We start from the raw sequence: 22597 nt of genomic DNA on the forward strand, positions 1-22597 counted from the left end.
AGATCGGCACGGGGCAGCAGCGCTTCGAGAAGGCCGCCGACGCCGTCATGCGGTGGGGCATGCAGCACGGCGCGGGCCTGCGGGTGCGGGCCAGCTCGGAGGTCGCCGAGGTCGGCACGGTTGTGTTGGTGCGCATGGGTTTTCTGCCCGCGCCGTGCCGGGTGGTGTACGTGATCGACGAACCCGACATGCGCGGATTCGCCTACGGCACCCTGCCGGGGCATCCGGAGTCCGGCGAGGAACGCTTCGTCGTCCGGCGCGACCCCGCCACCTCCGCGGTGTTCGCGGAGGTGACGGCGTTCTCCCGGCCGGCGACCTGGTGGAGCAAGGTCGCCAGGCCGGTGGTGGCGGTGGCCCAGCGCGTCATCGCCAAACGCTATCTGCGCGGGGTCTGAGCCGGGCTTAGGTCCCCAGGCCGCCGAGCGTCACGCCAGCGTGACGTAGGCCGCCGAACGTCACGCCAGCGTGGCGGGCGGCGCTAGGATCCCCAGCGAGCGAGCAAACGCTCTGCGCCCGAACACATTTCGTCGATCACCTCAGCCACCGACGCGTCGTCGCGAATCATCCCGACGCCCTGACCGGCGTCGACCGGGGCCACCCGGCGATCGTCGGCGGCGATCGAGGCCTCGAGTTCGTCGCACGCCTGCGGGTCGAGCGCGTCCTCCTTGCCGGTCCAGCGCTCGACGAAGTCGTTGGTCAGCACCCGCGACGGGAAGCGCGCGGGCCACGGCCGGGCCTGGGCGACGTCGAACGCCCGGGTGACCGCGGTGTCGGTGGCCCGGGCCGCGATCAGCGCGCGGCGGCTGCCGTCGCCGGAGAGCGCCTCCGGGCACGCGGCCAGGCGGGTGCCCACCCACGCCCCGCTCGCCCCGGCGGCCAGCACGGCGGCCAGGCTGCGCGCCGACGCGACACCCCCACCCGCGAGGACCGGCACCGAGACGGCGTCCAGCACGGTGTCGAGCAACGGCAGCGTCGCGAGCTTCGTCTCGCCATGCCCGCCGCCCTCCGCACCCCGGGCCACCAGGATGTCGACGCCGGCGTCGGCCGCCTGCCGAGCCCCGATGCCGTCGTAAACCTGTGTTGCCGTGGGGATTCCGGCGTCGTGGGCCTTGGCGACCCACGACCAGTCGGTCCCGAAGCTGACCGACAGCAGCGCCGGCCGTGCGGCCACGGCGTCGTCTAGCAGGCCCGCCTCGGTGCGCATCACCCAGTCGACCAGACCGATGCCGAAGGTCCCCCGCACGTGCCGCAGCTGTGCTTGCAGCAGTTCCCTCGTCGCGACGCTGCCCATGCCGACCATGCCCAGACCGCCGGCGGCGGTGACCGCCGCGGCCAGCCGGCCGCCGGCGACCCCACCCATCGGCGCGTTGACGATCGGGACCCGCAGCCCGAATTCCCTCGACCAGCGCGTGGCGAGCATCCGGCTAGTGAACCGCGGGAAGGGTCTTGAGCACGGTCAGCATGACCACCGAATCCTCGACCGCATGCAGCGCGTGCCGCTCCGCCGGGATGGCGACATAGTCACCGGTCCTGCCCTCCCACGCGTCACCGCCGGCCGTCAAGCGGACATGACCCTGCAGGACCTGCAGCGTCGCCTCGCCGGGGCTGTCGTGTTCGGAAAGGTCATGGCCGCCAAGCAAAGCCAACACGGTCTGGCGAAGTTCGTGGGTGTGGCCACCGTGGATGGTGTGGGCGGCCCGGCCGCTGTGCGATTCCTTGGCTTCGGCCAGCTTTTCGGACGCGAGGCTGGTCAACGAGATCGATTCCATAGCTGAGTCCTTTGCGGTTGAGCGGACGCGATCAGGCCGTCAATAGCAGTATCCCCGCCACCACCAACGCGATGACCTTGACCACTTCCAAGCCGATGTACACGTAGTGGGCCCGCGAGCGCGGCCCCTGCGCCCCGGCGAGCACGCTGTCGGATCGGCGTGTCAATCGGGGCCGCACCGCGATCAACTGCACCGCCAGCGCGCCGATGGCGACGAAGATCGCCGCGGCGACGCCCGCCCGCGAGGGGCCGGCGACCACGATCGCCGCCACAACCAGGGCGAAGGCGACCTCGACGGTGTTGAGGGCGCGAAACACCAGCCGCCCGATGCCGAGCCCGATCTGCAAGGTCACGTTGGGCGCCCGGAATTTCAGCGGCGCCTCCAGGAACGAAATGGCCAGCACCATGCCGAGCCACACGAACGTCACCGCGACGGCGACCGCCGGCCCGGCGCTCATTTGGCCACTTTCTGCGGCGCCAGGTGCGCCACGCACAGATCGGGTTCGACGAACGCGTCGAGCCGGTCGACCGAGACCGGCGCGCCCCACGCCTCCATGGCGCCCTGCATGAGGCCGAGGTGCACCGGGCAGACGACGGCCATCCGGTCTTCGGCCAATTCCAGGAACGGGCAGTGCCGCAGCCCGACCTGCTGCCCGCCATCGGCCTTCCGGCGCTCGGGTGCGAAGCCGAGTTCGTCGAGCATGTTCACCAGTTGGTCGATGGCGTCGGCGGCGTTGGCGGCCTTCGGCGGCACCGCTTCCAGGCTGGATTCCAGCTTTCGGCCCCAGGCGCGGCCCGCGGCCAAGGCCTTGGCGCCGGCGTCCCGCTCGCCGGCGAACGCCACGGCCAGGATCTCGGCGAGGAGGCGATAGTGCCGCGTGCCGCCGCGGTCCATCTGCCGCACCGCGCGGAACATCAGGGGTGGACGGCCCGGCCCCTTGCGGTCCAGCTCGACCTGCTCCACTTGGCCCTGGCCGACCAGGCTCTCGAGGTGGAAGCGGACGGTATTGGGATGCACGCCCAGCACCTCGGCGATGGCGGCGATGCTCATGGCATCGGGCGACGCCCGCAGGATCCGCAGCACCTCGCGGCGGCGGCTGGCGGATTCGCCGGTCGACCTCGGCGGCAACTTCACGGGACCCTCACGCTCCTTCTGCTTGGCCGGCCATCGCTCGAGCGGCCACCCAAGGCGTGTCTACACCGGCCCGGGGCGTCTTGGCCGCCCAACCCGCGAATCCCGCGGCCGCCCGGCGCCCACCCAGCCGGGCGCTCGGCCAAAGCCGCACCACGCACGCACGCCATGGGCCAAGAGTTTACACAATGAATTTTTGTAAAAACGAAAGGCGGCTGAAGATCACACCCGGCACCTCCCCCGCCTAGAGCCATGCGCTCAAATGCTCCGCGCCGACGCCCGTTTCGGGTCTTCTGGGTGGGCAAGCCGATACACCTCGATGAGCCGAGCCACGTCGGTGGGCGTGACGATGCCGACCACCTGGTCGCCCTCGAACACCAGCGCACGGCTGCGGGGGCCGGCGGGGGCCATCCGCTCCAGCAGGGCGGTCAGTGGCTCCTGCGGCGCGCCGGACGGCACCTCCTGCAGGGGTTGCGCCACCTCGCCAACGGTGGCGGTGGCGCGCCGCCCGGGCGCCATGTCCCGCAACTGCCGCAACGTGATCAGCCCCGTAACCGACCCGCTCCGGTCGACGACCGGGTACGCCGAATGCCGGTCGCCGAGCACATAGCGCTGCACGAAATCGTCGACGGTGATCCAGCCTGGCGCGGTGTGCGGCCGCGCGGTCATGGCGTCGGCGACGCGCACCCCGGCGAACATCTGCTGCGTCGAAATCCGCGTCTCCTCTTCGCGACTGGCGGCGAAGATGAACCAGCCGATGAAGGCCAGCCACACACCGCCCACGACACCGCCGACCAGGAACTCGGCCAATCCCAACGCAATCAGGATGAACGCGACCACCCGCCCGGCGTGGGCCGCGCCGATGGTGGCGCGCACGCTGTCCCCGTGCCGGCGCCACAGGAAGGCCCGCAGCACCCGGCCACCGTCCAAGGGGGCGCCCGGCAACAGGTTGAACAGCCCGAGCAGCAGGTTGATGCCGGCCAGCCACGAAGCGACCCCGACGGCGATCGGGCTGGCGCCCATGGCCGGCAGGGCGGCAACCAGGCCGCCGAAGACGGCCGCCAGCCCGAGGCTGGTGACCGGACCCGCGATCGCGATGCGCAACGCCGCCCCCGGCGTCTTCGCCTCGCCGCCGAGCGTGGTCACGCCGCCGAACAGCCACAGCGTCACGCTGCCCACCGGCACCCCGGCGCGGCGGGCGACCACGGCGTGCGCCAGCTCGTGCGCCACCAGCGACGCCAGCAGCACCAGCGCACCGCATGCGCCGGCCGCCCAGTAGGCGAGCGGCGAGTAACCCCCGACGCTGGAGGGCAGCGTGCTGGCCAGGCTCCAGGTGAACAACCACAAAATGACCAGCACGCTCCAGTGCAGGTTCACCGGAAAGCCGGCGATCCGCCCCAGTGGGATCGCGTCGCGCACCTCGGACCTCCAAAGTCGTTGAGGGGAGGCGGTTCGAGGGCCGCCTCTGACCCGAACGTAGGTCGACGCCGCCGTCGCCACTAGGGTCGTTGGACCCCGCGCCGGCGGCCGGGTTGGCTTGCCGTGATGACTTTGGGCCGCATCCGCAATCTGCGCGTGACGGAATTACCGCGCGGTCTCCCGTAACTTGACTGATGCGGTTGACCAAAGGAGTAAGACGGCTATGGGGGTATCTCTTGCTGACCGACTCTGACGTGGACGCCCTGGCTTCGGAATTCTTGCAATCGCACTATCTTGGGCCGATCTACGCCGACTGGTCCCCCGACCGCCGCCTGGACACATTCCTGCGTCGCCGCGGCCTCTCCCGCGTCGCCGACGACGGCGACCTGTCCAACACCGTCCTGGAACGCGTTCTGGGGCGCCGCCGCAGCTAACACGCTTCAATTAGCAACGCCCACAACGCTTTCCAACTCGGCAAGGGATTCCTCGGTCCACGGGATCAGCGTCTCGATATCGGGCACCACGTCGCGGCCCGCGGCGTAGCCGAATCCGACCCGCTCGGCGTACAGGCACGTCGTGATGTTGAGCGCGTGGCCGTCGTACACCGTCGACACCGGGTACATCGCCTCGATACGCGCGCCGTTCCAATACATTTGGGCCGAGGGGCCGCGAACGTGCGAGATCGGCAGGTTGTACCCGGTGCGGATTTTCGGTGTGAACGGCAGCAACGGGCCGATGGCCGTCGCGGCGATGCTTCCGGCGTTGGTCAGCAGCGATGCCGCCGCTCCCCGCTTGGACACCCACCGCTTGCCCTCCGACATCGACCGATGGATCAGATCGAGCCGGGCCTTCGGATCGTCCAGGTCGGTGCCCAGCGGGCACATCCACAATCCAAACCGGTTGCCGTGCTGGTCATCCGGCACGTCGTGGTCGCGGTCGCGCACCGTGACGGGGCAGGCCGCCACCAGGGACCGATTGGGCAATTCGCCGTGATCGCCCAACCAGCGCCGCACCACGCCGGCCGCCATCGCGGTGAGCACATCGTTGCCGGTCACCCCGGCCGCCTCGCGCACCGCGTGGATGCGCTCGAGTGCCCAGCTGCCCGCGGCGACCGCGCGCTCGGGGCCCGGGCGGCCGTTGAACCGGGTGAAGGGGGCGCCCAGGGGCAGCACGGTGGTGTGCCCCACCAGCGAGTCCAGCACGGTGGTGATCTCGCCGGCGGCCACCCGCCCGATCAGCCCCGCGCCCGCGGCCGCCGCGTCGGTCAGCGATTTCACCGGTGCCACCAGGCGGGACACCAGGCCGCCGCCCGGGGCCGGCGGTGCGGGCGCACGCCGATGGTCGGCGTAAAACGGTGGCATCGAGCGGCGATTCGGATCGGTGCTCAGCGCGTCGGTGATCATCTGGAAGCCCGCCACCCCGTCGGTGACGGTGTGATGCACCTTGATGTAGAAGGCGAACCGGCCCCCGTCCAGCCCGTCGATCAGATACGACATCCACATCGGCCGGTTCCAGTCCAGGCGCAGCGCGTCCAATTCCCCGATCAGCCGCCAGAACCCGTCTTCGGTGACGGTGCGGCGCTGGCAATGTCGGCTCACGTCAACGGGATCCATGTGTCGCCAGACCCACATGCCCCCGGTGTCCACGCCGCGATGCGGGTATTTGCACAGCCGGGGATCGACCGAGTCGATCCCGGCGAGCGCCGTCCGGTGCAGTTCCTCGACGTAGTCGGGCCCGGCGTCATCCGGCGGCGACAGAATCAGCACGGCGGCGACGTGCATCGGGCTCGACACCCACTCCGCGGTCATCATGGCCGCGTCCAACGGATCCAAGGGTTGCATTTCGGGCTCCGCGACTAGGCGGGGCGGTCGCGTTCGGTCATGGCCCCGGTCAAGAGGCCCGACTGCTGCAATGCCGCCTCGACGAACCGCTGTACCGGCCGCGCGCGGAAGAATCCGGTGTGACCGCCGCGGTACCAGACGATTTCCGGTTTGCCCCAATGCTCCCAGAGGCGAATCACCTGCTCGCGCGGGTGCACCACCTGGTCGGCGACGCCCGCGTAGATGAAACGGCCAGGCAGGGGCACCAGGGGCGCCAGCGACAGGGGCGAGGTCATCCGCCCCAGCGCCTCGGCCAGTTCCATCGTCTGGCGTCGGGGGTCCTCGGGGGACAGCCCCGCGTGCCGGTTGAGCAGCCCGACCAGGTCGGCGACCGGAACGCCGAGAATCGCGCAGGTGAGCCCGGTTTCGAGGCTGGCAACCAGCGCGGTGATGTAGCCGCCGAGCGAAAGACCGTTCAACCCGATCTGCGATTCCGGCTCCTGCCGGCGTATCCAGGACAACAGCCGCCGGATGTCCCACACCGCCTGCGCCGTCGCGTGCACGTCGTCGAGGATGTCCTCCCCGGGAAACACCGCGCCCTTCGGCAGGTCGCGGGCGCGGGGGCCGTGCATCGGCAGCACCGGCATCACCACGTTGAGCCCGAGATCCTCGTGCAACCGCCAGGCCCGGAACAGAGCGAGATCCAAAGCGGCCCGGCCCATTTCGGTTCCGTGCACGCACACCAGCCAGGGCCGCGGTTGTGGATGGCGGAGCAACAGGGCGTACTCGCGGCGGTTGGCGGTGTAGCCCATCCACCGCTCGGTGCCCGGCTCACCCGGCCGGGGGTGGTATCCGCTCTCGAAGGACATCCGGTAGTAGGAACGCCTGCCCTTCTTGACCTTTCGCACCTCGACATCCGAAAGCGGCGGAGGCGCACCGAAAAATTTCTTCGGATGGTCCAGCCAGCCCCGGTCGCCGTAGAACTTCAGCGCCGCGTCCACCTCGCTCGTGATCCGCTCGAAGTCGTCGGGTCGGCTGACCGGGCGGCGCGCCTTCAGGCCCACCAGGACGACTTCGTCGCGGAACGCCTGCGCCGCCAGGGCGAGGGTGGGCCGCGCGATCGGAAGCTCGTCGGGCGCTTGCCCGAGGTAGTCGCGCCACGACTGGGCGAGGTATCGACCGGTGCTGGTGAACGGCCTGACGGCGCTGCTCAACCCGATGCCACCGGATGCGCTGGAAGGCGCCGCACCCGGGGGTTCGGAAGCGCCGTCGTTGGTCGGTCCCGCCATGGGGGCAAGGTAGCAGGCGGTCAAACCGGCCGGTTAGGGACTTACGGCCCGGTCGCCGCCGCGAAAGTCCATGCCCGGCCTAGTCGAACGCCTGGATCACCTGGCGGGCGACCCGGCGGATCTGCTGTGACACCTCGGGATCCAGCGGCAGGTCGGCGAAGCGCGGAATCTCGCCCGTCGTGGTGACCACGCCCGGCTCCTCGTGCGCCCAGCGCGCCTTCACCTTCTCCCCCAACGCGCGCGCGGGCGGATTATCGGCCAGCACGCGGGCGTGAAACCGCCTGATGCCGTCGACGCGCGCGGCGACCGCCAGCGCACCGAGCAGCAGCGTGCCGATCCCGCGGCCCTGGTAGCCGTCCGCGACGGTGAGCGCGACCTCCGCCGAGGCGGGATCGTCCTGGTCCCGGACGAAGCGGGCGTCCGCGATCACCGGCCCCGCGGCGCCGTCGGTGACGACCCAGACGAAGTGGTCGACGTAGTCGACCTCGAACAGATAGCTCAGGCGCGCCTCGGTCGGGGTCCCGCCCTGGTACCGCCGGTAAAGGGTCTCCCGGGAGAAGGAACCGCTGGTTTGAAACCGCTCGGCGTCGCCGGGTAGGACGGGGCGCAACGACAGCGGGGCCCCGTCTCTGGTCGATACCGGGATGGGGGTGATGTAGGCGGCGAGCCGCTGCCGCGCGGTGCGCAGCATCTGGCCGGCAATGGCCGGCATGGCCAGCATGCGGTCGAACGCGGCGCTGTAACCGGTGTAGCCGCGCACGTCCTCGCGCGCGGTCACCGTCGCCGTTCTGGTCGCGTGCCGCAGCAACGCGATCTCGCCGACGATCGTTGCCGACGACAACTCGGTGGTTGTCACCCGGCCCGCGGGGCCGGCGTGCCGCACCTCGACCCGACCGGACGCGATGATCGCGAATGACTCCGCTCGTTCGCCCTGCCGCATCAGCACCTCGCCCGCCACGGCGTGCAGGGGTTCGAGCAGGGCCGCCAGCGGGGCGAGGTCCTCCGCCCGGATGTCGGCAAACATCGGCAGAGCGGCAAGTTCGTCGGCGCTGACGGCCCTCACGCCGGCCCGCTCGCCCACCCGGAATCACATCCCGATTGCGAATCCATTGCTAAAGCGGTCATCTCGCCGATTTCGTAAATTGGGGAACCCGAAACGAGTAACGTGGCGATGCACCATCCCGATGTACGGTACGCGACCCGCACCGCCATCGCCGGAGAAGTAAGTAGGTGACCGCAGTGACAAAAGACCCTGTCGGACTGGGACTTCGGCAGGCCGCAAGCAAGACCAAAGCCTTTCGGTAGTCGTGCTCTTCGCCTCTACGCCCGGCCCCTCGGGACTGGTCGGATGGATCGTTAAGGCTAACGGGGAGGGAACATGAATACAGCGAAGTGGCGGCAGCATTGGCCGCAACGCAGGCCCACTGCCACGATCTACCAGCTGACCGATCGCCTCCACGATGGACACATCGCCCGGGTGCCCGCCCATCAAATTCCCGCGACCGTCTCCGCGTGGTTGGCGGAGCTCGGCGCGCACAGCCCGCTGGTCGACGACCTCGAGCGCGCGGTTCGCGGCGGTGATTGGTCCGCGGCGCACGCCCTCGGGGAGTGCCTGTCCATCGAGATAGCGCTGGCCGACTGACGCTCGCCGGGACGTTTGCCGATCCCCACGTGACTTTCGTCTCTACCGCGAGGTCACCGCGCTGCCCAGGATCGAACGGTATATCGGTGCGCCACGTCACCGGTATCCGTTCTCCCAGTAATGGATTCGCGTCATGAAAGCAACACTGGCCTCAATGGAGAGGCCCGACCTCCGCAAGATCGAGAACCGGGCCCCGTCAGTCGCACGGATGTTCGTCAACCGCGTCGCCGCCAGCCCCGATACGGAGGCCTTCCGCTATCCACAGGACCACACCTGGGCGAGCCTGACCTGGCAACAGGTCGGTGAACGCGTCACCAACCTCGCCGCGGGCCTGATCGCGCTGGGTATCGCGCCCGAGGACCGGGTCGCGCTCGCTTCCGCGACGCGCTACGAGTGGGTCCTCGTCGATTTCGCCATCATGTGCGCCGGGGCCGCGACCACGACCGTGTATCCGACGACCAACGCGCCCGATGTCGCCTACATCGTGGCCAATTCCGGCAGCCGGGTGGTGGTCGCCGAGAACCAGACCCAGCTCGACAAGCTGATCGCGCACCGGGCCGAACTGCCCGACGTGGGCAAGGTCGTCGTCATCGACGGCAACGGCGACGGCGACTGGGTGATCTCCCTCGCCGATCTGGATCTGCTGGGCAAGCAATTGCTCGCGGACGCGCCCGAGGCCGTCAACGAGCGAATCGCGGCCGTCGGCCCCGACGACCTGGCCAGCCTGATCTACACCTCCGGCACCACCGGCCGGCCCAAGGGCGTGCGGCTGACGCACGGGGCATGGACGTACACCGCCGCGGCCATCGACGCGTTGGGCATCCTTGGTCCCGACGACCTCAATTTCCTCTGGCTGCCGCTGTCGCACGCGTTCGGCAAGGTGATGCTGGCGTTGCCCCTGCAGATCGGCTTCCCCACCGCCATCGACGGGCGCGTCGAGCGGATCATCGACAATCTCGCGGCCGTGCGGCCGACCATCATGGGCGCGGCGCCGCGCATCTTCGAGAAGGCGCACGCCCGCATCCAGGACATGGCCGCCGAGCGCGGCAGGCTCAGGAAAATGATCTTCGATTGGGCGATAGGGGTCGGCAAGAGGGTCTCGGAGGCGCGACAGTCCGGGAAAAAGCCCTCGCTGGCATCGTCGCTGGCCTACCGGGTGGCCGACCGGCTGGTGTTCAGCACCATCCGCGAGCGGTTCGGCGGACGCCTGCGGTTCTTCGTCTCCGCCGCGGCCGCGCTGGACCGTGACGTCGCCCAGTGGTTCGACGCCGTGGGCATCATCGTGCTCGAGGGTTACGGGCTGACGGAGACCGCGGCCGCCTCATTCATCAACCGCCCCAGCGCCTATCGGTTCGGGACGGTCGGCTGGCCCTTCCCGGCCACCGACGTGAAGATCGCCGACGACGGCGAGATCCTGCTCAAAGGGCCGGGGCTGATGACGGCCTACCACGACCTTCCCGACGCCACCGCCGAGGCGCTCGACACCGACGGGTGGTTCCACACCGGCGACATCGGCGAGGTGGACCCCGACGGGTTCCTGCGCATCACCGACCGCAAGAAGGACATGTTCAAGACCTCGCAGGGCAAGTACGTGGCGCCGTCGGCGATCGACGCGCGCTTCAAAGGCTGCTGCCCGTACGTCAGCGAGATCGTCGTGTACGGGGAGGGCAAGCCGTATTGCGTCGCTCTGGTCAGCCTCGACGGCGAGGCGATCACCGAGTGGGCCGGTAAGAACGGCTTGGCGGGTAAGTCCTTCGCCGACATCGCGCGCGACGACAAGACCCGGCAGCTGATCGCCGGCTACATCGACGCCCTGAACACCGAACTGAACCGATGGGAACAGATCAAGAGGTTCACCATCGCCGACCGCGAATTCACCGTCGAGTCCGGCGATCTGACGCCCAGCATGAAACTGCGCCGCAAGGTCGTCATCGATAAATTCCACGACCGCCTCGACGCCCTCTACGGCGCATAAGCACGAAGGCCTCGGGCCACCGGGCGCACCGCGCGGCCAGCAAATGCGTCGGCACCCGCGAACAAAGCGCCGAACTTAATCGACATTATTGCTGCGCGTAATCAACCGTTTCGTTCGCGTATATCGGCGTGCCCAACAGTAACGGGCGTGTCCGACCTGCCGACACGAACCAAGTACCTGCACGCCTCGCGCGGCCGCCGGTCGTCACCGCACTCCGGTGACGACCGCGAGCAAGCGATCCTGGCCACGGCCGAGCGGCTGCTGCAGGAACGGCCGTTGGCCGACTTTTCGGTGGACGACCTAGCAAAAGGCGCCGGAATTTCGCGTCCCACCTTCTACTTCTATTTCCGATCGAAGAACGCGGTGCTGCTGTCGCTGCTCGACCAGATGAACGGCAAGGCGCACGCGGCCCTCAGCACGCTCGGCGGCATCTCGACCGGCGACCCCGCGGACCTGTGGCGGGCCCGCATCGAGGCGTTCTTCGACGTATCGGGCTCGCACCCGGCGGTCGCCGTGGCCGGCGCCGCGGCGAAGGCGACCAACCCCGAGGTGCGGCAGTTGTGGTCCACGCTGATGCAGCGGTGGATCTCGCTGACCACGACGGCAATCAAGGCCGAGCGCGGGCGGGGCGCGGCCCCCGACACCGTCCCGGCCGAGCAGCTGTCGGTCGCGCTCAACATGCTCAGCGAGCGGGTGATGGCCGCGACGTTCACCGGTGAGGACGAGGCGATGCCCGAGGACCGCGCCGTCGACACGCTGCTGCACATCTGGCTGGCCAGCATCTATCAGCGCTGACCGATCACCCGCCGCGCCCGGTCCAGGCTCTCGTCGATCAGCCGGTCCACCGCACCGAAGTAGGTCGGCGACGCGGGCTTCCCCGCCAGCTCGGCGATCGCTTCCTGCTCCCCCAAAACGTCTGCCGCGTCCAGGTTTTCGTACATGCGGTCGGCGTGCACCGTCAGCCCGGCCAGCAATTCACGGCATTGGGATCCGGCGACCATGGTGCGCCGGGCCAGGATCCGCAGGGTGTCCCACTCCGCGTGCCAGGCGCCGTCGGGCCGCTCGTCGTTGGCCAGCGCCGCGGCGGTGTGCAGGGTCGCCGCCAGCTGCGGGACGGACAGTGCGGTCCGGCGGATGAGGATGGACAACACCGGGTTTCGTTTGTGCGGCATCGACGACGAACCCCCGCGCTTGCCGCCGCCCGGCTCGCCGAGTTCCCCGATCTCCGGCCGGGTCAGGGTGACGACGTCCGCGGCGACCCGGCCCCACGAGTCGGTGCAGCCGACGAACGCGTCGGCCGCCGCGGTGACCGGTGTCCGCGTCGTGTGCCAAGGCATTCGGACCGCCAAACCCAGGGCCGCCGCCGCGCTGTGCGCCAGGCCGGCGGAAACCCCGGCGGGGTCGGCCCCGCCGGCGAGCAGCGTGGCCAGCTCGGTGGTGGCGGCCAATGTTCCGGCGGCACCACCGATCTGGGCGGGCACGACCAACTCGGACAACTCCTGGAAGGCGTCCACGACGCCGTTCAACCAGCCGGCCGCCTTCGCGCCGAAGGTGGTCGGCGCGGCGTGCTGGCCAAGCGTGCGCGCCACCATGGGAGTGCTCCGGTGCAGGGCGGCGAGTTCGGTCAGCGTCGAGACCTGGCCCCTGAGCTGTGCGGCGAGCTCCCCCACGACCTCGCGCACGCCGAGCATCACAGCGGTGTCCAGGACGTCCTGGCTGGTGAGGCCCCGATGGATCCACGGTGCGACTTCCGGCGCGGCGCGTTGGCGCAGCAGCTCGACGAGGCCGACGACCGGGTTGCCGCCGTCCTCGGCGGCCACTGCCAGGGATTCACAATCGTTGGCGGTCAACAGCATTGGCAGGTCCGCCCCGGTGCACGCGGGTGGGGCCAATTTTTCTGCGACGAGGGCGTCCAGCCAGGCGGACTCCACCGCGACCATCGACTGCAGGAGCGCCCGGTCCGTCATGTGCTCTCCGGCACGGTGATCCCCGGGCCACAACAGGTTGGTCATCGCCCGCCGCCCCGGTATGCCAGGAACACGGTCTCCCGCGGGCCCTGCAGGCGGATGTCGAAACGGTATGCCCGGCAATCGCTTTCGTGTTCGCAGAGCAGGGTGGCGCGTCGTTCGGGGTCGAGGCCGGCCAGCAGGGCGTCGGCACCCGGGTCGCCGTCGGGCAGGAAGGCGCGGGTGAACAGCCGGTCCAGCAGACCCCGCGCGAATACGGTCAGGGCGAAGAACGGCGGCGCTCCGGCGCTCGAACCCGGCACCACGGTGGTGAATGCGTAACGACCGTCAGCATCGGTCGCGCAGCGGCCCCACCCGGTGAACGACGAAGTGTCGCGGCGCAGCGATCCGGCCTGCCGCGGGATGCGGCCGGCGCCGTCGGCCTGCCACAGCTCGACCAGGGCGTCGCCGACGCCGGCGCCGGCACCGTCGTAGACCGTGCCGTGCAGCCGCACCGCCTGCGGGTGTCCGTCGCCGACCAGCGCGCTGTCCCCCGGAAACGGCAGCCCGAGGTCCAGGAACGGGCCGACCGTTTGCCCTGGGGTGCAAGGGAATTCAGTCATCGTCGCCCTCGGTCGGGGTACGGGCGGCGCCGGCCAGCACGACGTCCCACCGGTAGCCGGTCGCGTACTCCGGCTCGGTGAGGTCGTGGTCGTAGCGCGCGATCAGCCGTCGCCGCGCGGCGGGGTCGAGGACCGACTGAAAGATGGGATCGAGGTCGAACATCGGGTCTCCCGGGAAGTACATCTGGGTGACCAGGCGCTGCGTGAAAGCGGTCCCGAACAGGGAGAAGTGGATGTGCGCCGGGCGCCACGCGTTGTGGTGATTGCGCCACGGGTACGGGCCCGGCTTGATGGTCAGGAAGCGGTAGGAGCCGTCCGGCCCGGTCAGGCACCTGCCGGCGCCGGTGAAGTTGGGGTCGAGCGGGGCCGGGTGCTGGTCGCGCTGGTGGCGGTAGCGGCCGCCGGCGTTGGCTTGCCAGATCTCGACCAGCTGGCCGGCCACCGGATTGCCGGATCCGTCGAGCACCCGGCCTGCCACGATCACGCGTTCGCCGAGGGGCTCGCCCGGGTGGCCCGCCGTCAGGTCGGCGTCGAGCGGGTCGACGTCCTGGTCGCCGAAGCAGGGCGCCCAGCGTTCGACCCCCTCGGGATCCACCGGCACCAGGGGTCGTTGGGGATGGCGCAGGACGGTGCCGCGGTAGGGCGGGTAGTCCAGCCGGGGCTGGGGCTCCGGCCCGCGGTATTCGGCTGCGATGGCGGCGATCTCGGCCGTGATGTCACCCTGAGACGCGACGCACTCGGGGTTCATGAGCCGTGACGCTACTCTCGATGGCCCGCCGAACCCCGCAGGGTGGGGCCCCGAGTTACAGCGAGCGCACCAGCGCGGCCCGACCCTTGGTGCGCATCTTGTACAGGGCCGACCCGCGGTATTGCTCCATTTTGGCGGCCATCTGGTTGCCGAGTTCCTCGAGCTCCGCGTCGGTGATCTTCACCTCGGGCGGAGCCGGGATCATGTCGCGTTCCTCCTCGTCGGCGTGGGCTTCGAGCACCGTCTTGAAGGAGTTCCACTCGTCCTCGTAACCGGGCGCGCTCTGCGGCGTCTTGAGCAGCACCGAAAGCTGGTCGATCACCTGGCGGTGCTCCGCGTGCGCGACGGCGATCAGCTTGGTGGCGTCTTTGAGCGCCGGGTAGTACAGGTCGTCCTCGATGCGGAAGTGGATGTCGAGTTCGATCAGCATGTCGTCGAAAAGGGCATGCCGCTCTTCGCTGTTCACCGGCGCCTCGCTCACCTTGCGGCCCAGGCCCTTGATCACGATGTGGTGTTCTTTCAACACGTCGTACGCGTTCACTTGGCTACCTCCTCGGCACGTACCTCGACCATTCCGTCGACCAACCTCGCCTGGTAACACGGCAGCGGCGCGGCCGCCGGGCCGCGCAGCACATCCCCCGACTCGGCGGCGAACCATGAACCGTGCCAAGGGCATACGAGCCGGCCGCGGTCCATCCAGCCGTCGGCCATCGGGGCGGCCAGGTGCGGGCACCACTCCCCGAACGCCGCGACCTCGCCCGGCTTGGTCCGGCACACCACCAGGCCCACCCCGTCGACCTCGACGCGCACCGGCTTCCCGTTCAGCGAGCTCGCGGGGAGCACCGGCGTCCATTCCGTGCTGCGCAGCCGCGCGCCCGACTGGTCGATGCCGATGCCGGACTCGAACACCAGCGCGCCGCCGAGGTAACTGCCCGCGACCGTGATGCCGTAACCCGTCGCCGTGAGGGCGATGCCGCGGCCGTGCCGGCCTCGGCGGCGATCCCACCAGGACTGCGCGTACAGCGCCGTGGCGACCAGGTTGACCAGGCCGTGCACCACCCCGACCCGGCGGTCCGATTCGTGGGTGTGCTGCCAATCGGTGACGCCGGTGACGGCGGACCCGATGCTGGCGAGGATGCCCACCCCGAGGGCGCGGGAGGCGAACTTCGACGCGTCGCGCACCTCGGTTGCGGGCCGGCCCGGCAGCAAGCTGAGCGCGTCCAGCGCGACGGTGGTGCCGAGCGCGCCGCTGGTCAGCGACGCCAGCGGCGGGTGGACCGGGTGGCCCAGCCACACGCCGTGCAGAGCGTTGGCGACGGCGTTGCGGGCGCCGCCCAGGCCGTTGAAGGCGAAGCTCAACACGTGCTCGAACCGATAGCTCGGCCGATCCAGCCACTCTTGCCGCCCGATGGCGGACACCACTCGCGATCCGAGTTTCTGCAGCCGACCATCCCGAGCAGCCATCCCACCAGCCCTTCCTCAGATGCGTCGCCAACACGCAGCAGCGCACGCAAAATCAAACCATTTACCGCTGATTTACCGCACACTCACATGAGCAGCGGAGCCGACGTGACCCACCGTAGCCCGGCGTTGCGGCCCAGTGATTGTCAGCAACCTGTGAGTTACCAGAAAGCATGCTGGTGAATGCCTGCCCGCCGGTCGAGCGCCGATTGACCGCGGCGGGTGCATGCGGGATTCTACTTAGCGGAATGCATCTCTGCTCAGCAGACAACTGGGAGTTACCGTGACGGTCGACAGCGGCGCCCGCGACGCCCTCGCCGACGGCGTTTTCAGCCACGTACGCCACGGCATGATCCCGGCCCACATCTACAACGACCCCGAAGTCTTCGCGCTGGAGAAGCGGCGGCTGTTCGGCCGGTCGTGGATCTTCGTGGGGCACGAGTCGGAGATTCCGCAGGACGGCGACTATGTGGTGCGCCGGGTGCTCGACGACTCCTTCATCATCACCCGCGACTCGACCGGCGAGGTGCGCGCATTTTTCAATATGTGCCTGCACCGCGGCATGCAGGTGTGCCGCGCGGAGATGGGAAACGCCTCCAACTTCCGCTGCCCCTATCACGGCTGGACCTACCGCAACGACGGCCGACTCACCGGCCTGCCGTTCCATCGGGAGGCCTACGGGGGCGAGGACGGGTTCGCCCGGAGCACCCAAACCCTGCTGCCCGCACCGAAATTCGCGAGCTACAACGGCCTGCTGTTCATCAGCCTGGATCCCCGCGCCGAACCGCTCGAAGACTTCCTCGGCGACTTCGCGTTCTACCTGGACTTCTACACCAAGCAGAGCACCACCGGCCTGGAAGTCCGCGGCCCGCAGCGCTGGCGGATCAACGCCAACTGGAAGATCGGCGCCGAGAATTTCGCCGGCGACATGTACCACACGCCGCACACCCACGCGTCGATCGTCGACATCGGCCTGTTCCGCGAGCCGAAAGCGCAGAAGCGCAAGGACGGCGCCACCTACTGGGCGCACCGCGGTGGCGGCACCACCTACAAGCTTCCGCCGGGCGGCTTCGACGAGCGGATGCGCTACGTCGGCTACCCCGACGACATGATCGCGAGGATCAAACAGGTGTGGACGCCGCAACAGCAGCGGATGGTCGGCGAGGACGGCTTCATGATCTCGGCCGCCACCTGCTTTCCGAACCTGAGTTTCGTGCACAACTGGCCCAAGGTCCGCGACGGCCACCACGATGAGACGTTGCCGTTCATCTCGATTCGGCTGTGGCAGCCGATCAGCGAAAACGAAACCGAGGTGTGCTCGTGGTTCGCGGTGGACTCGGCCGCTCCCCCGCAGTACAAGCGGGATTCGTACAAGGCGTATCTGATGTGCTTCGGTTCGACCGGCATGTTCGAGCAGGACGACGTGGAGAACTGGGTGTCGCTGACCACCACCGCCGGCGGTGCGATGGCCCGCCGGCTGCTGCTGAACAGCCGAATGGGCCTGTTGTCCGACGGCAGTCCGGTCGTCGAACCGCTGACGGCCGAGTTGTTCCACGGGCCGGGACGCGCGCAGGTCGGCTACAACGAGCACAACCAGCGCGCGCTGCTGAACCTGTGGGCCGATTACCTTCAGGGGGCCGGCGCGTGAGGAAGGCGTTGCCATTCAACGATGTTCGGCACCTCCAGGCGCATCAATTCCTGGTGGACGAGGCCTACCTGCTGGACGCCCAGCAGTACGAGGCCTGGCTCGAGACGATGACCGACGATGTCCGCTACGTGATGCCGGTGCGGGTCACGACCGCGCGCGGCGCGGGATTCGACACCTCACCGCAGATGGCCCACTTCGACGAGGACAAGTATTCGCTGAGCCAGCGGGTCGCGCGGATGGGCACCGAGCACGCCTGGGCCGAGGACCCGCCGTCACGGCTGCGGCACTTCATCGCCAACGTGCGCACCTTCGAAAGCGACGACCCAGCACAGTTGTTCGTCGAATCGGCCGAACTGCTGTTCCGCAGCCGGGGCGACGTGAACGAAAGCGCGCTGCTGTCGTGCGGCCGCGAGGACGTGCTGCGCTGGTGCGACGGCCCCGAAAAGACGCTGAAGCTGGCCCGTCGCAATATCATCGCCGACGAGTCGGTGCTGCGGATGCAAAACTTGGCGGTGTTCCTGTGAATGAATCCATCGTGGTGGCAAACGAATTCGCCGAAGTCGAGGTGCGGCGGGTGGACACCCGCAACGGGTCTCGCCTGCTGATCAGCGCACCCAAAACCGGGCGGTCGATCAGCCTCGACGCGCTGGAACTGGAGGCGCTGACATGGCAGAACGCCCGCACACTGACGACCATGGTCGGCAGGTGCGGGGCGCCGCTGCTGCCCGACGACTCCGAGGAGGGCGATGACCGGCTGGCTTGAGGGTAAGCGCGCACTGGTCGTCGGCGGTGGTTCGGGGATCGGCCGGGCGGTGGTGGACGCTTTCGGCGCCGAGGGCGCGAAAGTCGCCGTGCTGGAACGGGATAACGACAAATGCGAGGCCCTGCGCCGGCAGCTGCCCGGCGTCCCCGTCATCCAGGGCGACGCGATCACCCGCGACGCCAACGAACGCGCGGTCGACGCCGCGGTGGACGCCTTCGGCGGGGTGGACACGCTGGTCAACTGCGTCGGAATCTTCGATTTCTACAAGGGCATCGGCGACATCGAAGCCGACGCGCTTCCCGGCGCGTTCGACGAGATGTTTCGCACCAACGTGCTGAGCCACCTGCAGTCCGTCAAGGCCGCACTCCCCCGGCTGCGGGCGGGAACGGGGCCCTCGATCGTGCTGACGGAGTCCGCGTCGTCGTTCTATCCCGGACGCGGCGGCGCGCTGTACGTGTCGTCGAAGTTCGCCGTCCGCGGCCTGGTGGCGGCCCTGGCGCACGAGCTGGCGCCGCGGATCCGCGTCAACGGCGTGGCGCCGGGCGGCACGCTGGGCACCGACCTGCGCGGCCTGGCCAGCCTGGGGCTCGACGGCGTCCGCCTGGACGACAAGCCCGGCCGGGCGCAGGAGGTGGCCGCGCGCACGCCGCTGCACGTCGCCCTGTCCGGGCAGGACCACGCGTGGAGTTTCGTGTTCCTGGCCTCCGACCGTGCCCGCGGGATCACCGGCGAAAGCGTCCGTCCCGATGGCGGATTCGGGCTGGGCACCCCGCAATGACCTCGCTCGACGAGCAACGCGCGCTGGTGGCGCAGGCCTGCCGGGTCGCGGCCGCCCGCGGCCTGGTCGACGGCATCCTGGGCCACCTGAGCCTGCGGGTGGACGACGGGCACCTGCTGATCCGTTGCCGCAGCGACACCGACGCCGGGGTGGCGTTCACCCGGCCCGCCGACATCCGGCTCGTCACCTTCGACGGCGGCGCCGGCGCGGAAGGTGAACTCGACGGGTACCGCGTGCCCAACGAACTGCCCATCCACGTCGAGACCCTGCGGGCCGATCCGCGGCACCGGGCCGTCGCGCACCTGCACCCGCCGGCCGTGGTCGCCGCCGACCTGGCCGGCATCGCGATCCGGCCGATCTACGGCGCCTTCGACATTCCCGGTGCGTGGCTCGCGCGCGGCGGCGTGCCCGTCTACGAGCGCGCCGTGCTGATCCGCACGGCGGAGCTCGGCCGCGAGATGGTGGCCGCCATGCGCGGCCGGCCGGTGGTGATCTGCCGCGGGCACGGGATCACCAGCGCGGCCGCCACCGTGCAGCAGACGGTGCTGCAGGCGATCAGCCTCGACGCGCTGGCCCGAATGTCGTTGCGGGTGCGGGCCGCCGGCGGGACCCTGCGCGACATCGACGACGCCGACTGGGACGACCTGCCCGACCTGGGGCCGGCGTTCACCGCGGAGGCCGCCTGGCGTCACGAAGTGGCGCGGTTGCCGGCCGGCTGAGCGGGCGTCACAGCTTCATATCAACTCCGCGAACACCCCGCTGATGTGCCGGGTTTCGCGGCGGCGACGCCCCTACCCTGGCAGCTGCCCGAATGTCGTTTTGCCAGGAGTGCTCGCGTGACCGAACTGGACCGGCGCCGGCTCCTGGTCGCGGTGGCCGCGACGCTGGCCGTCAGCGGAATCCCGTTGCGGCCCAACGGGGCGACGGCGCTCGCGGACGCGCCCCGGCCGCTGGCACCGCCGCCGGACCCGCGCTCACGTGTCGCGCTGCCCGGTGGCGGTGTGCTGAACAAACTTCCGGGCAATGGCGATCTCTTGGCGTGGACGGTCGACGACGGCGCCAACACCGAAGTGGTGCGGCTCTACACACAATTCGCCAAGGACACCGGTGTGCGCCTGACCTACTTCGTCACCGGCTGCTACCGCTCCTGGACGGACAACGCCGGCCTGCTTCGACCGCTGGTCGACTCCGGGCAGATCCAGCTGGGCAACCACACCTGGACCCATGCCGACCTGACCAGACTGTCCAAGGGCCAGATCGCCGAGGAGCTGACGCGCACGGATGCGTTCCTGCGCAACACGTACGGCGTCGACGCGGTCCCCTACTTTCGGCCCCCGTACGGCCATCACAATGCCGCGGTCGCCGCGGTGGCCGCCGACCTGGGCTACCAGATGACCACGTTGTGGTCCGGCGACTTACGGGACTCCGCACCGGTTTCCGAGGACCAGATCGTCAGGATGGCCTGCCAGTCGTTCGTGGCACAGAACATCGTGATCGGCCATCTCAACCACCCGTCGGTCACCCGCGTCTACGGCCAGCTCGTGGACATCATCCGGTCACGCGGGCTGCGCACCGTGACGCTCAACGACGTCTTCCTGCGGCCCGCGTTCCGGACGCCTCACCCGAGCTGATCGCCAATCTCCTTGGCCGCCTTGACAAGTGCGGCGGCCACGGCGGCATGCCGGGAAGCGTCCAGCCGGTTTTGCGGTGCGGCGGCGTTGAGCGCGAGCCGCAGGCCGGGGGCCCGCGTCGGGATGGGCACCGCGATCGATGCGACGCCCTCCTCGCTTTCCTCGCGGTTGATCGCGTACCCGCGTTCGCGGGTCGCGGCAAGCTCGGCCTCCAGCTCGGCGCGGCTGCCGATCGAGGATGCCGTGATGCGTTCCAACCGCTCGTGCGGCAGCAGCTGACGCAGCTCGGGCTCGGTCAGCTGAGCCAGCATGACCTTGCCGGTCGAGGTGCAGTGCGCGGGCATGCTGCGACCCAGCCGGGAGGCCACCCGGACCGCGGCGGGGCCTTCCACCGCGGCGACGAAGCGGACGCTGGCGCCGTCCAGCATCCCGACGTGAATCGTTTCGCGCAGTTGCTCGGCGAGGCCGCGCATGATCGGCGTGGCCGACCGCTGGATGTCGATGCGGCCGAAGATCGCGACGGCCACACCGGTCAGCGACGGGCCGGGCAGGTAGGCCTTCGACACCGGGTCCTGGCGGACGAACCCCCGGTAGGCCAGCATCGCCAGCAACCGGTGCGCGGTGGACGACGCCACGCCCAGGTAGCGGGTGGCCTCGCTCAACCGGATCTGGGGTTGTTCGCCCAACAACAGCAGCAGCTTGAGCGCGTTGTCGACCGACTCGATCGGATACTGCGGCGCAAGCGAATCGGCGGCCGGCGCTTCGGCGTCCGCCGCGGCCCGCTTTTTCGCCATGACAGTGAAGCTACCCGCGCGGGTGGTGGCTCACAGCAAACTGAGCACGGCCGCGCCGGCCAGTCCCGCCGCGATCACCCCGCCGGTCGCGGTCGCGACGGCCTTCCAGCCGAACGTGCGGGCGACCATCGCGGCGCCCGGAACGCTCACCGCCGGCAACGTGATCAGCAGCGCGCCGATCGTCCCGGACGACGCGCCCAGCAGGGACAGCCCCAGCAGGATCGGGATCTCCCCGGCCGTCGGGATGACCATCAGCGTGCCGGCGATCGCGACGACCGCCACGATCAGCAGGCCCGCCAGCACGCCCCGGTGCGCGGGTTGCCCCAGCGTCAGCAGGACACCGCGGAACGCCCCGAGCAGGAGCACCAGGACCGCGTACTCGGGCAGCAGGAACACGCCCAACCACAGCAGCGCCCGCACGAACCCGCGCGGCCGTGCGGTGGCCTCGCCGTCGCGGGCAAGCGGCTCCGGCTCGCCCCCGGGGGCACGGGAGATCACGCCCACCACGGCCGCGATGCCGAGCACCGCCGCGAGCCCGACGATCACCCTGGTCAGGCTCCACTGCCAGGGGGCGACGAAGAGCAGGAAGACGAGCACCGCCGGGTTGAGCAATGGATTCCCCAACCAATACGCGATGGCCGCCGCGGGGGTGATGCCGTTGCGCCGCAAGGTGACGGCGACCGGGGCGGCGCAGCAGGTGCACATCATCGAGGGCATGCCGGCGGCCCCACCGGCCACCGCGCTGAAGAGCGGCCGGCGGCGGTTCAACGCGCGCGGCAGCCACGACGGCGGGAGCAGCGCCTGCACCGAGGCGCTGATCAGGAGCGCCGCGACCAGTGCCGGCCAGATCGACCACAGGTAGGCGTGGAAGAAGGTCGCCGCCGCGTGCCAGGACGGGCCGTCGCCCGCGCGCACGCCGCCGACGGTCAGAATGCTCGACGCGGACCAGTGGTGGGTTCGATGCGCCGCGGTGGCCTTCGCCGCGTAGGGCAGCCACTTCGCCCACAGCAGCCCCACCACGAACACCGTGACGGCGACGAAAACACCGGCCGCCACCGTTCCCCGGCGCCCGAACCGAATTGCATTGCCCTTCAACGGCATAGCCACGTTCATCGAGGCTAGTCCACGCGCCGTAGGGCCGGGCAGGCGCGTGGCGGGGC

26 protein-coding genes are annotated in these 22597 nt (G+C 69.8%); 11 read left to right on the top strand and 15 right to left on the bottom strand.

Annotated features, from left to right (window positions below):
• Positions 1-395: DUF1990 domain-containing protein (locus tag A5702_RS13670; protein ID WP_068221364.1), on the top strand; the 395-nt coding region annotated here is incomplete at its 5' end.
• A gap of 83 nt (positions 396-478) precedes the next feature.
• On the opposite strand, the gene A5702_RS13675 is transcribed toward A5702_RS13670, so the two are convergent.
• The 5 genes from A5702_RS13675 to A5702_RS13695 all read right to left on the bottom strand — a co-directional run bounded on the left by A5702_RS13675 (position 479) and on the right by A5702_RS13695 (position 4319).
• Positions 479-1420, bottom strand: coding sequence for a nitronate monooxygenase family protein (locus tag A5702_RS13675; protein WP_068221366.1), 942 nt, complete (start codon positions 1418-1420; stop codon positions 479-481).
• 4 nt (positions 1421-1424) lie between these two features.
• Positions 1425-1769 carry a cupin domain-containing protein gene (locus A5702_RS13680; RefSeq protein WP_055400833.1) on the bottom strand — a complete coding sequence of 115 codons (345 nt, stop codon included), beginning with the start codon at positions 1767-1769 and terminating at the stop codon, positions 1425-1427.
• A 31-nt stretch (positions 1770-1800) separates the two neighbouring features.
• A complete protein-coding gene (locus tag A5702_RS13685; protein WP_055405731.1) occupies positions 1801-2226 on the bottom strand; it encodes a hypothetical protein in 426 nt (141 codons plus the stop codon).
• Positions 2223-2903, bottom strand: coding sequence for a metalloregulator ArsR/SmtB family transcription factor (locus A5702_RS13690; protein WP_055403941.1), 681 nt, complete (start codon positions 2901-2903; stop codon positions 2223-2225). Before A5702_RS13690 ends, A5702_RS13685 begins: the two co-directional genes overlap by 4 nt.
• A 255-nt stretch (positions 2904-3158) precedes the next feature.
• Complete coding sequence (locus tag A5702_RS13695; RefSeq protein WP_068221369.1) at positions 3159-4319, bottom strand: site-2 protease family protein; 1161 nt, start codon at positions 4317-4319, stop codon at positions 3159-3161.
• Positions 4320-4558: 239 nt separating this feature from the next.
• Here A5702_RS13695 and A5702_RS13700 point away from each other — a divergent pair, with 239 nt between their 5' ends.
• Positions 4559-4753, top strand: coding sequence for a hypothetical protein (locus A5702_RS13700; protein ID WP_197281273.1), 195 nt, complete (start codon positions 4559-4561; stop codon positions 4751-4753).
• A gap of 6 nt (positions 4754-4759) precedes the next feature.
• Here A5702_RS13700 and A5702_RS13705 read toward each other — a convergent pair whose 3' ends face one another.
• The 3 genes from A5702_RS13705 to A5702_RS13715 all read right to left on the bottom strand — a co-directional run bounded on the left by A5702_RS13705 (position 4760) and on the right by A5702_RS13715 (position 8452).
• Complete coding sequence (locus A5702_RS13705; protein ID WP_068221371.1) at positions 4760-6160, bottom strand: wax ester/triacylglycerol synthase family O-acyltransferase; 1401 nt, start codon at positions 6158-6160, stop codon at positions 4760-4762.
• Between the two features lie 14 nt (positions 6161-6174).
• Positions 6175-7428 carry a S9 family peptidase gene (locus A5702_RS13710; protein ID WP_068221373.1) on the bottom strand — a complete coding sequence of 418 codons (1254 nt, stop codon included), beginning with the start codon at positions 7426-7428 and terminating at the stop codon, positions 6175-6177.
• 79 nt (positions 7429-7507) lie between these two features.
• A complete protein-coding gene (locus A5702_RS13715) occupies positions 7508-8452 on the bottom strand; it encodes a GNAT family N-acetyltransferase (RefSeq protein ID WP_067820718.1) in 945 nt (314 codons plus the stop codon).
• A 354-nt stretch (positions 8453-8806) separates the two neighbouring features.
• On the opposite strand from A5702_RS13715, the gene A5702_RS13720 reads away from it, so the two are divergent.
• The 3 genes from A5702_RS13720 (at position 8807) to A5702_RS13730 (ending at position 11840) form a co-directional block, all read left to right on the top strand.
• Positions 8807-9070 carry a hypothetical protein gene (locus tag A5702_RS13720; RefSeq protein ID WP_055403935.1) on the top strand — a complete coding sequence of 88 codons (264 nt, stop codon included), beginning with the start codon at positions 8807-8809 and terminating at the stop codon, positions 9068-9070.
• Between the two features lie 133 nt (positions 9071-9203).
• Positions 9204-11045: a long-chain fatty acid--CoA ligase gene (locus A5702_RS13725; protein WP_068221375.1), complete on the top strand. Its 1842-nt coding sequence runs from the start codon at positions 9204-9206 to the stop codon at positions 11043-11045.
• Positions 11046-11192: 147 nt separating this feature from the next.
• A complete protein-coding gene (locus A5702_RS13730; RefSeq protein WP_068221377.1) occupies positions 11193-11840 on the top strand; it encodes a TetR/AcrR family transcriptional regulator in 648 nt (215 codons plus the stop codon).
• Here A5702_RS13730 and A5702_RS13735 read toward each other — a convergent pair.
• The 5 genes from A5702_RS13735 to A5702_RS13755 are packed head-to-tail and all read right to left on the bottom strand — an operon-like array spanning position 11831 to position 15826.
• Entirely contained in the window at positions 11831-13057 is a 1227-nt protein-coding gene (locus A5702_RS13735) for a lyase family protein (protein WP_068221379.1), read from the bottom strand. The genes A5702_RS13730 and A5702_RS13735 overlap by 10 nt on opposite strands.
• Complete coding sequence (gene pcaG, locus A5702_RS13740) at positions 13054-13614, bottom strand: protocatechuate 3,4-dioxygenase subunit alpha (protein WP_068221382.1); 561 nt, start codon at positions 13612-13614, stop codon at positions 13054-13056. The genes A5702_RS13735 and pcaG overlap by 4 nt, the downstream gene beginning before the upstream one ends.
• Positions 13607-14362, bottom strand: a complete 756-nt coding sequence (pcaH, locus tag A5702_RS13745) for a protocatechuate 3,4-dioxygenase subunit beta (RefSeq protein ID WP_068221384.1) — start codon at positions 14360-14362, stop codon at positions 13607-13609. Before pcaH ends, pcaG begins: the two co-directional genes overlap by 8 nt.
• A 55-nt stretch (positions 14363-14417) precedes the next feature.
• Positions 14418-14903 carry a hemerythrin domain-containing protein gene (locus tag A5702_RS13750; RefSeq protein WP_067820633.1) on the bottom strand — a complete coding sequence of 162 codons (486 nt, stop codon included), beginning with the start codon at positions 14901-14903 and terminating at the stop codon, positions 14418-14420.
• A complete protein-coding gene (locus A5702_RS13755; RefSeq protein ID WP_055403929.1) occupies positions 14900-15826 on the bottom strand; it encodes a Rieske 2Fe-2S domain-containing protein in 927 nt (308 codons plus the stop codon). Before A5702_RS13755 ends, A5702_RS13750 begins: the two co-directional genes overlap by 4 nt.
• A 346-nt stretch (positions 15827-16172) precedes the next feature.
• On the opposite strand from A5702_RS13755, the gene A5702_RS13760 reads away from it, so the two are divergent.
• The 6 genes from A5702_RS13760 (at position 16173) to A5702_RS13785 (ending at position 20643) form a co-directional block, all read left to right on the top strand.
• Positions 16173-17471 carry a Rieske 2Fe-2S domain-containing protein gene (locus A5702_RS13760; protein ID WP_067820721.1) on the top strand — a complete coding sequence of 433 codons (1299 nt, stop codon included), beginning with the start codon at positions 16173-16175 and terminating at the stop codon, positions 17469-17471.
• Positions 17468-17995 carry a 3-phenylpropionate/cinnamic acid dioxygenase subunit beta gene (locus A5702_RS13765; protein ID WP_055403928.1) on the top strand — a complete coding sequence of 176 codons (528 nt, stop codon included), beginning with the start codon at positions 17468-17470 and terminating at the stop codon, positions 17993-17995. Before A5702_RS13760 ends, A5702_RS13765 begins: the two co-directional genes overlap by 4 nt.
• The gene (locus A5702_RS13770; RefSeq protein ID WP_067820639.1) at positions 17992-18234 is read left to right on the top strand and encodes a dihydrodiol dehydrogenase; all 243 of its coding nucleotides are present in this window, start codon (positions 17992-17994) and stop codon (positions 18232-18234) included. Before A5702_RS13765 ends, A5702_RS13770 begins: the two co-directional genes overlap by 4 nt.
• Complete coding sequence (gene hcaB, locus A5702_RS13775; protein WP_067820643.1) at positions 18218-19012, top strand: 3-(cis-5,6-dihydroxycyclohexa-1,3-dien-1-yl)propanoate dehydrogenase; 795 nt, start codon at positions 18218-18220, stop codon at positions 19010-19012. Before A5702_RS13770 ends, hcaB begins: the two co-directional genes overlap by 17 nt.
• The gene (locus A5702_RS13780; RefSeq protein WP_067820646.1) at positions 19009-19731 is read left to right on the top strand and encodes a class II aldolase/adducin family protein; all 723 of its coding nucleotides are present in this window, start codon (positions 19009-19011) and stop codon (positions 19729-19731) included. Before hcaB ends, A5702_RS13780 begins: the two co-directional genes overlap by 4 nt.
• Positions 19732-19911: 180 nt before the next feature.
• Complete coding sequence (locus A5702_RS13785; protein ID WP_369817907.1) at positions 19912-20643, top strand: polysaccharide deacetylase family protein; 732 nt, start codon at positions 19912-19914, stop codon at positions 20641-20643.
• Here A5702_RS13785 and A5702_RS13790 read toward each other — a convergent pair.
• Both A5702_RS13790 and A5702_RS13795 read right to left on the bottom strand, forming a co-directional pair.
• On the bottom strand, positions 20631-21437 hold the full coding sequence (locus tag A5702_RS13790; protein WP_067820649.1) for an IclR family transcriptional regulator: 807 nt from the start codon (positions 21435-21437) through the stop codon (positions 20631-20633). The two genes, A5702_RS13785 and A5702_RS13790, sit on opposite strands and share 13 nt — an antisense overlap.
• Before the next feature lie 30 nt (positions 21438-21467).
• On the bottom strand, positions 21468-22538 hold the full coding sequence (locus A5702_RS13795) for a permease (protein ID WP_067820652.1): 1071 nt from the start codon (positions 22536-22538) through the stop codon (positions 21468-21470).
• Positions 22539-22597 lie beyond the last annotated feature (59 nt).

Origin of the sequence: Mycobacterium sp. E3339 (assembly GCF_001666915.1) — a bacterium.
Classification (GTDB): Bacteria; Actinomycetota; Actinomycetes; order Mycobacteriales; family Mycobacteriaceae; genus Mycobacterium.

Coding starts and splice junctions, on each gene's coding strand:
- A5702_RS13760 (WP_067820721.1), top strand. CDS start 16,173: ATGATCCCGGCCCACATCTACAACGACCCCGAAGTCTTCGCGCTGGAG.
- A5702_RS13705 (WP_068221371.1), bottom strand. CDS start 6,160: ATGCAACCCTTGGATCCGTTGGACGCGGCCATGATGACCGCGGAGTGG.
- A5702_RS13780 (WP_067820646.1), top strand. CDS start 19,009: ATGACCTCGCTCGACGAGCAACGCGCGCTGGTGGCGCAGGCCTGCCGG.
- hcaB (WP_067820643.1), top strand. CDS start 18,218: ATGACCGGCTGGCTTGAGGGTAAGCGCGCACTGGTCGTCGGCGGTGGT.
- A5702_RS13720 (WP_055403935.1), top strand. CDS start 8,807: ATGAATACAGCGAAGTGGCGGCAGCATTGGCCGCAACGCAGGCCCACT.
- pcaH (WP_068221384.1), bottom strand. CDS start 14,362: ATGAACCCCGAGTGCGTCGCGTCTCAGGGTGACATCACGGCCGAGATC.
- pcaG (WP_068221382.1), bottom strand. CDS start 13,614: ATGACTGAATTCCCTTGCACCCCAGGGCAAACGGTCGGCCCGTTCCTG.
- A5702_RS13790 (WP_067820649.1), bottom strand. CDS start 21,437: ATGGCGAAAAAGCGGGCCGCGGCGGACGCCGAAGCGCCGGCCGCCGAT.
- A5702_RS13755 (WP_055403929.1), bottom strand. CDS start 15,826: ATGGCTGCTCGGGATGGTCGGCTGCAGAAACTCGGATCGCGAGTGGTG.
- A5702_RS13795 (WP_067820652.1), bottom strand. CDS start 22,538: ATGCCGTTGAAGGGCAATGCAATTCGGTTCGGGCGCCGGGGAACGGTG.
- A5702_RS13735 (WP_068221379.1), bottom strand. CDS start 13,057: ATGACCAACCTGTTGTGGCCCGGGGATCACCGTGCCGGAGAGCACATG.
- A5702_RS13680 (WP_055400833.1), bottom strand. CDS start 1,769: ATGGAATCGATCTCGTTGACCAGCCTCGCGTCCGAAAAGCTGGCCGAA.
- A5702_RS13675 (WP_068221366.1), bottom strand. CDS start 1,420: ATGCTCGCCACGCGCTGGTCGAGGGAATTCGGGCTGCGGGTCCCGATC.
- A5702_RS13715 (WP_067820718.1), bottom strand. CDS start 8,452: ATGTTTGCCGACATCCGGGCGGAGGACCTCGCCCCGCTGGCGGCCCTG.
- A5702_RS13685 (WP_055405731.1), bottom strand. CDS start 2,226: ATGAGCGCCGGGCCGGCGGTCGCCGTCGCGGTGACGTTCGTGTGGCTC.
- A5702_RS13710 (WP_068221373.1), bottom strand. CDS start 7,428: ATGGCGGGACCGACCAACGACGGCGCTTCCGAACCCCCGGGTGCGGCG.
- A5702_RS13725 (WP_068221375.1), top strand. CDS start 9,204: ATGAAAGCAACACTGGCCTCAATGGAGAGGCCCGACCTCCGCAAGATC.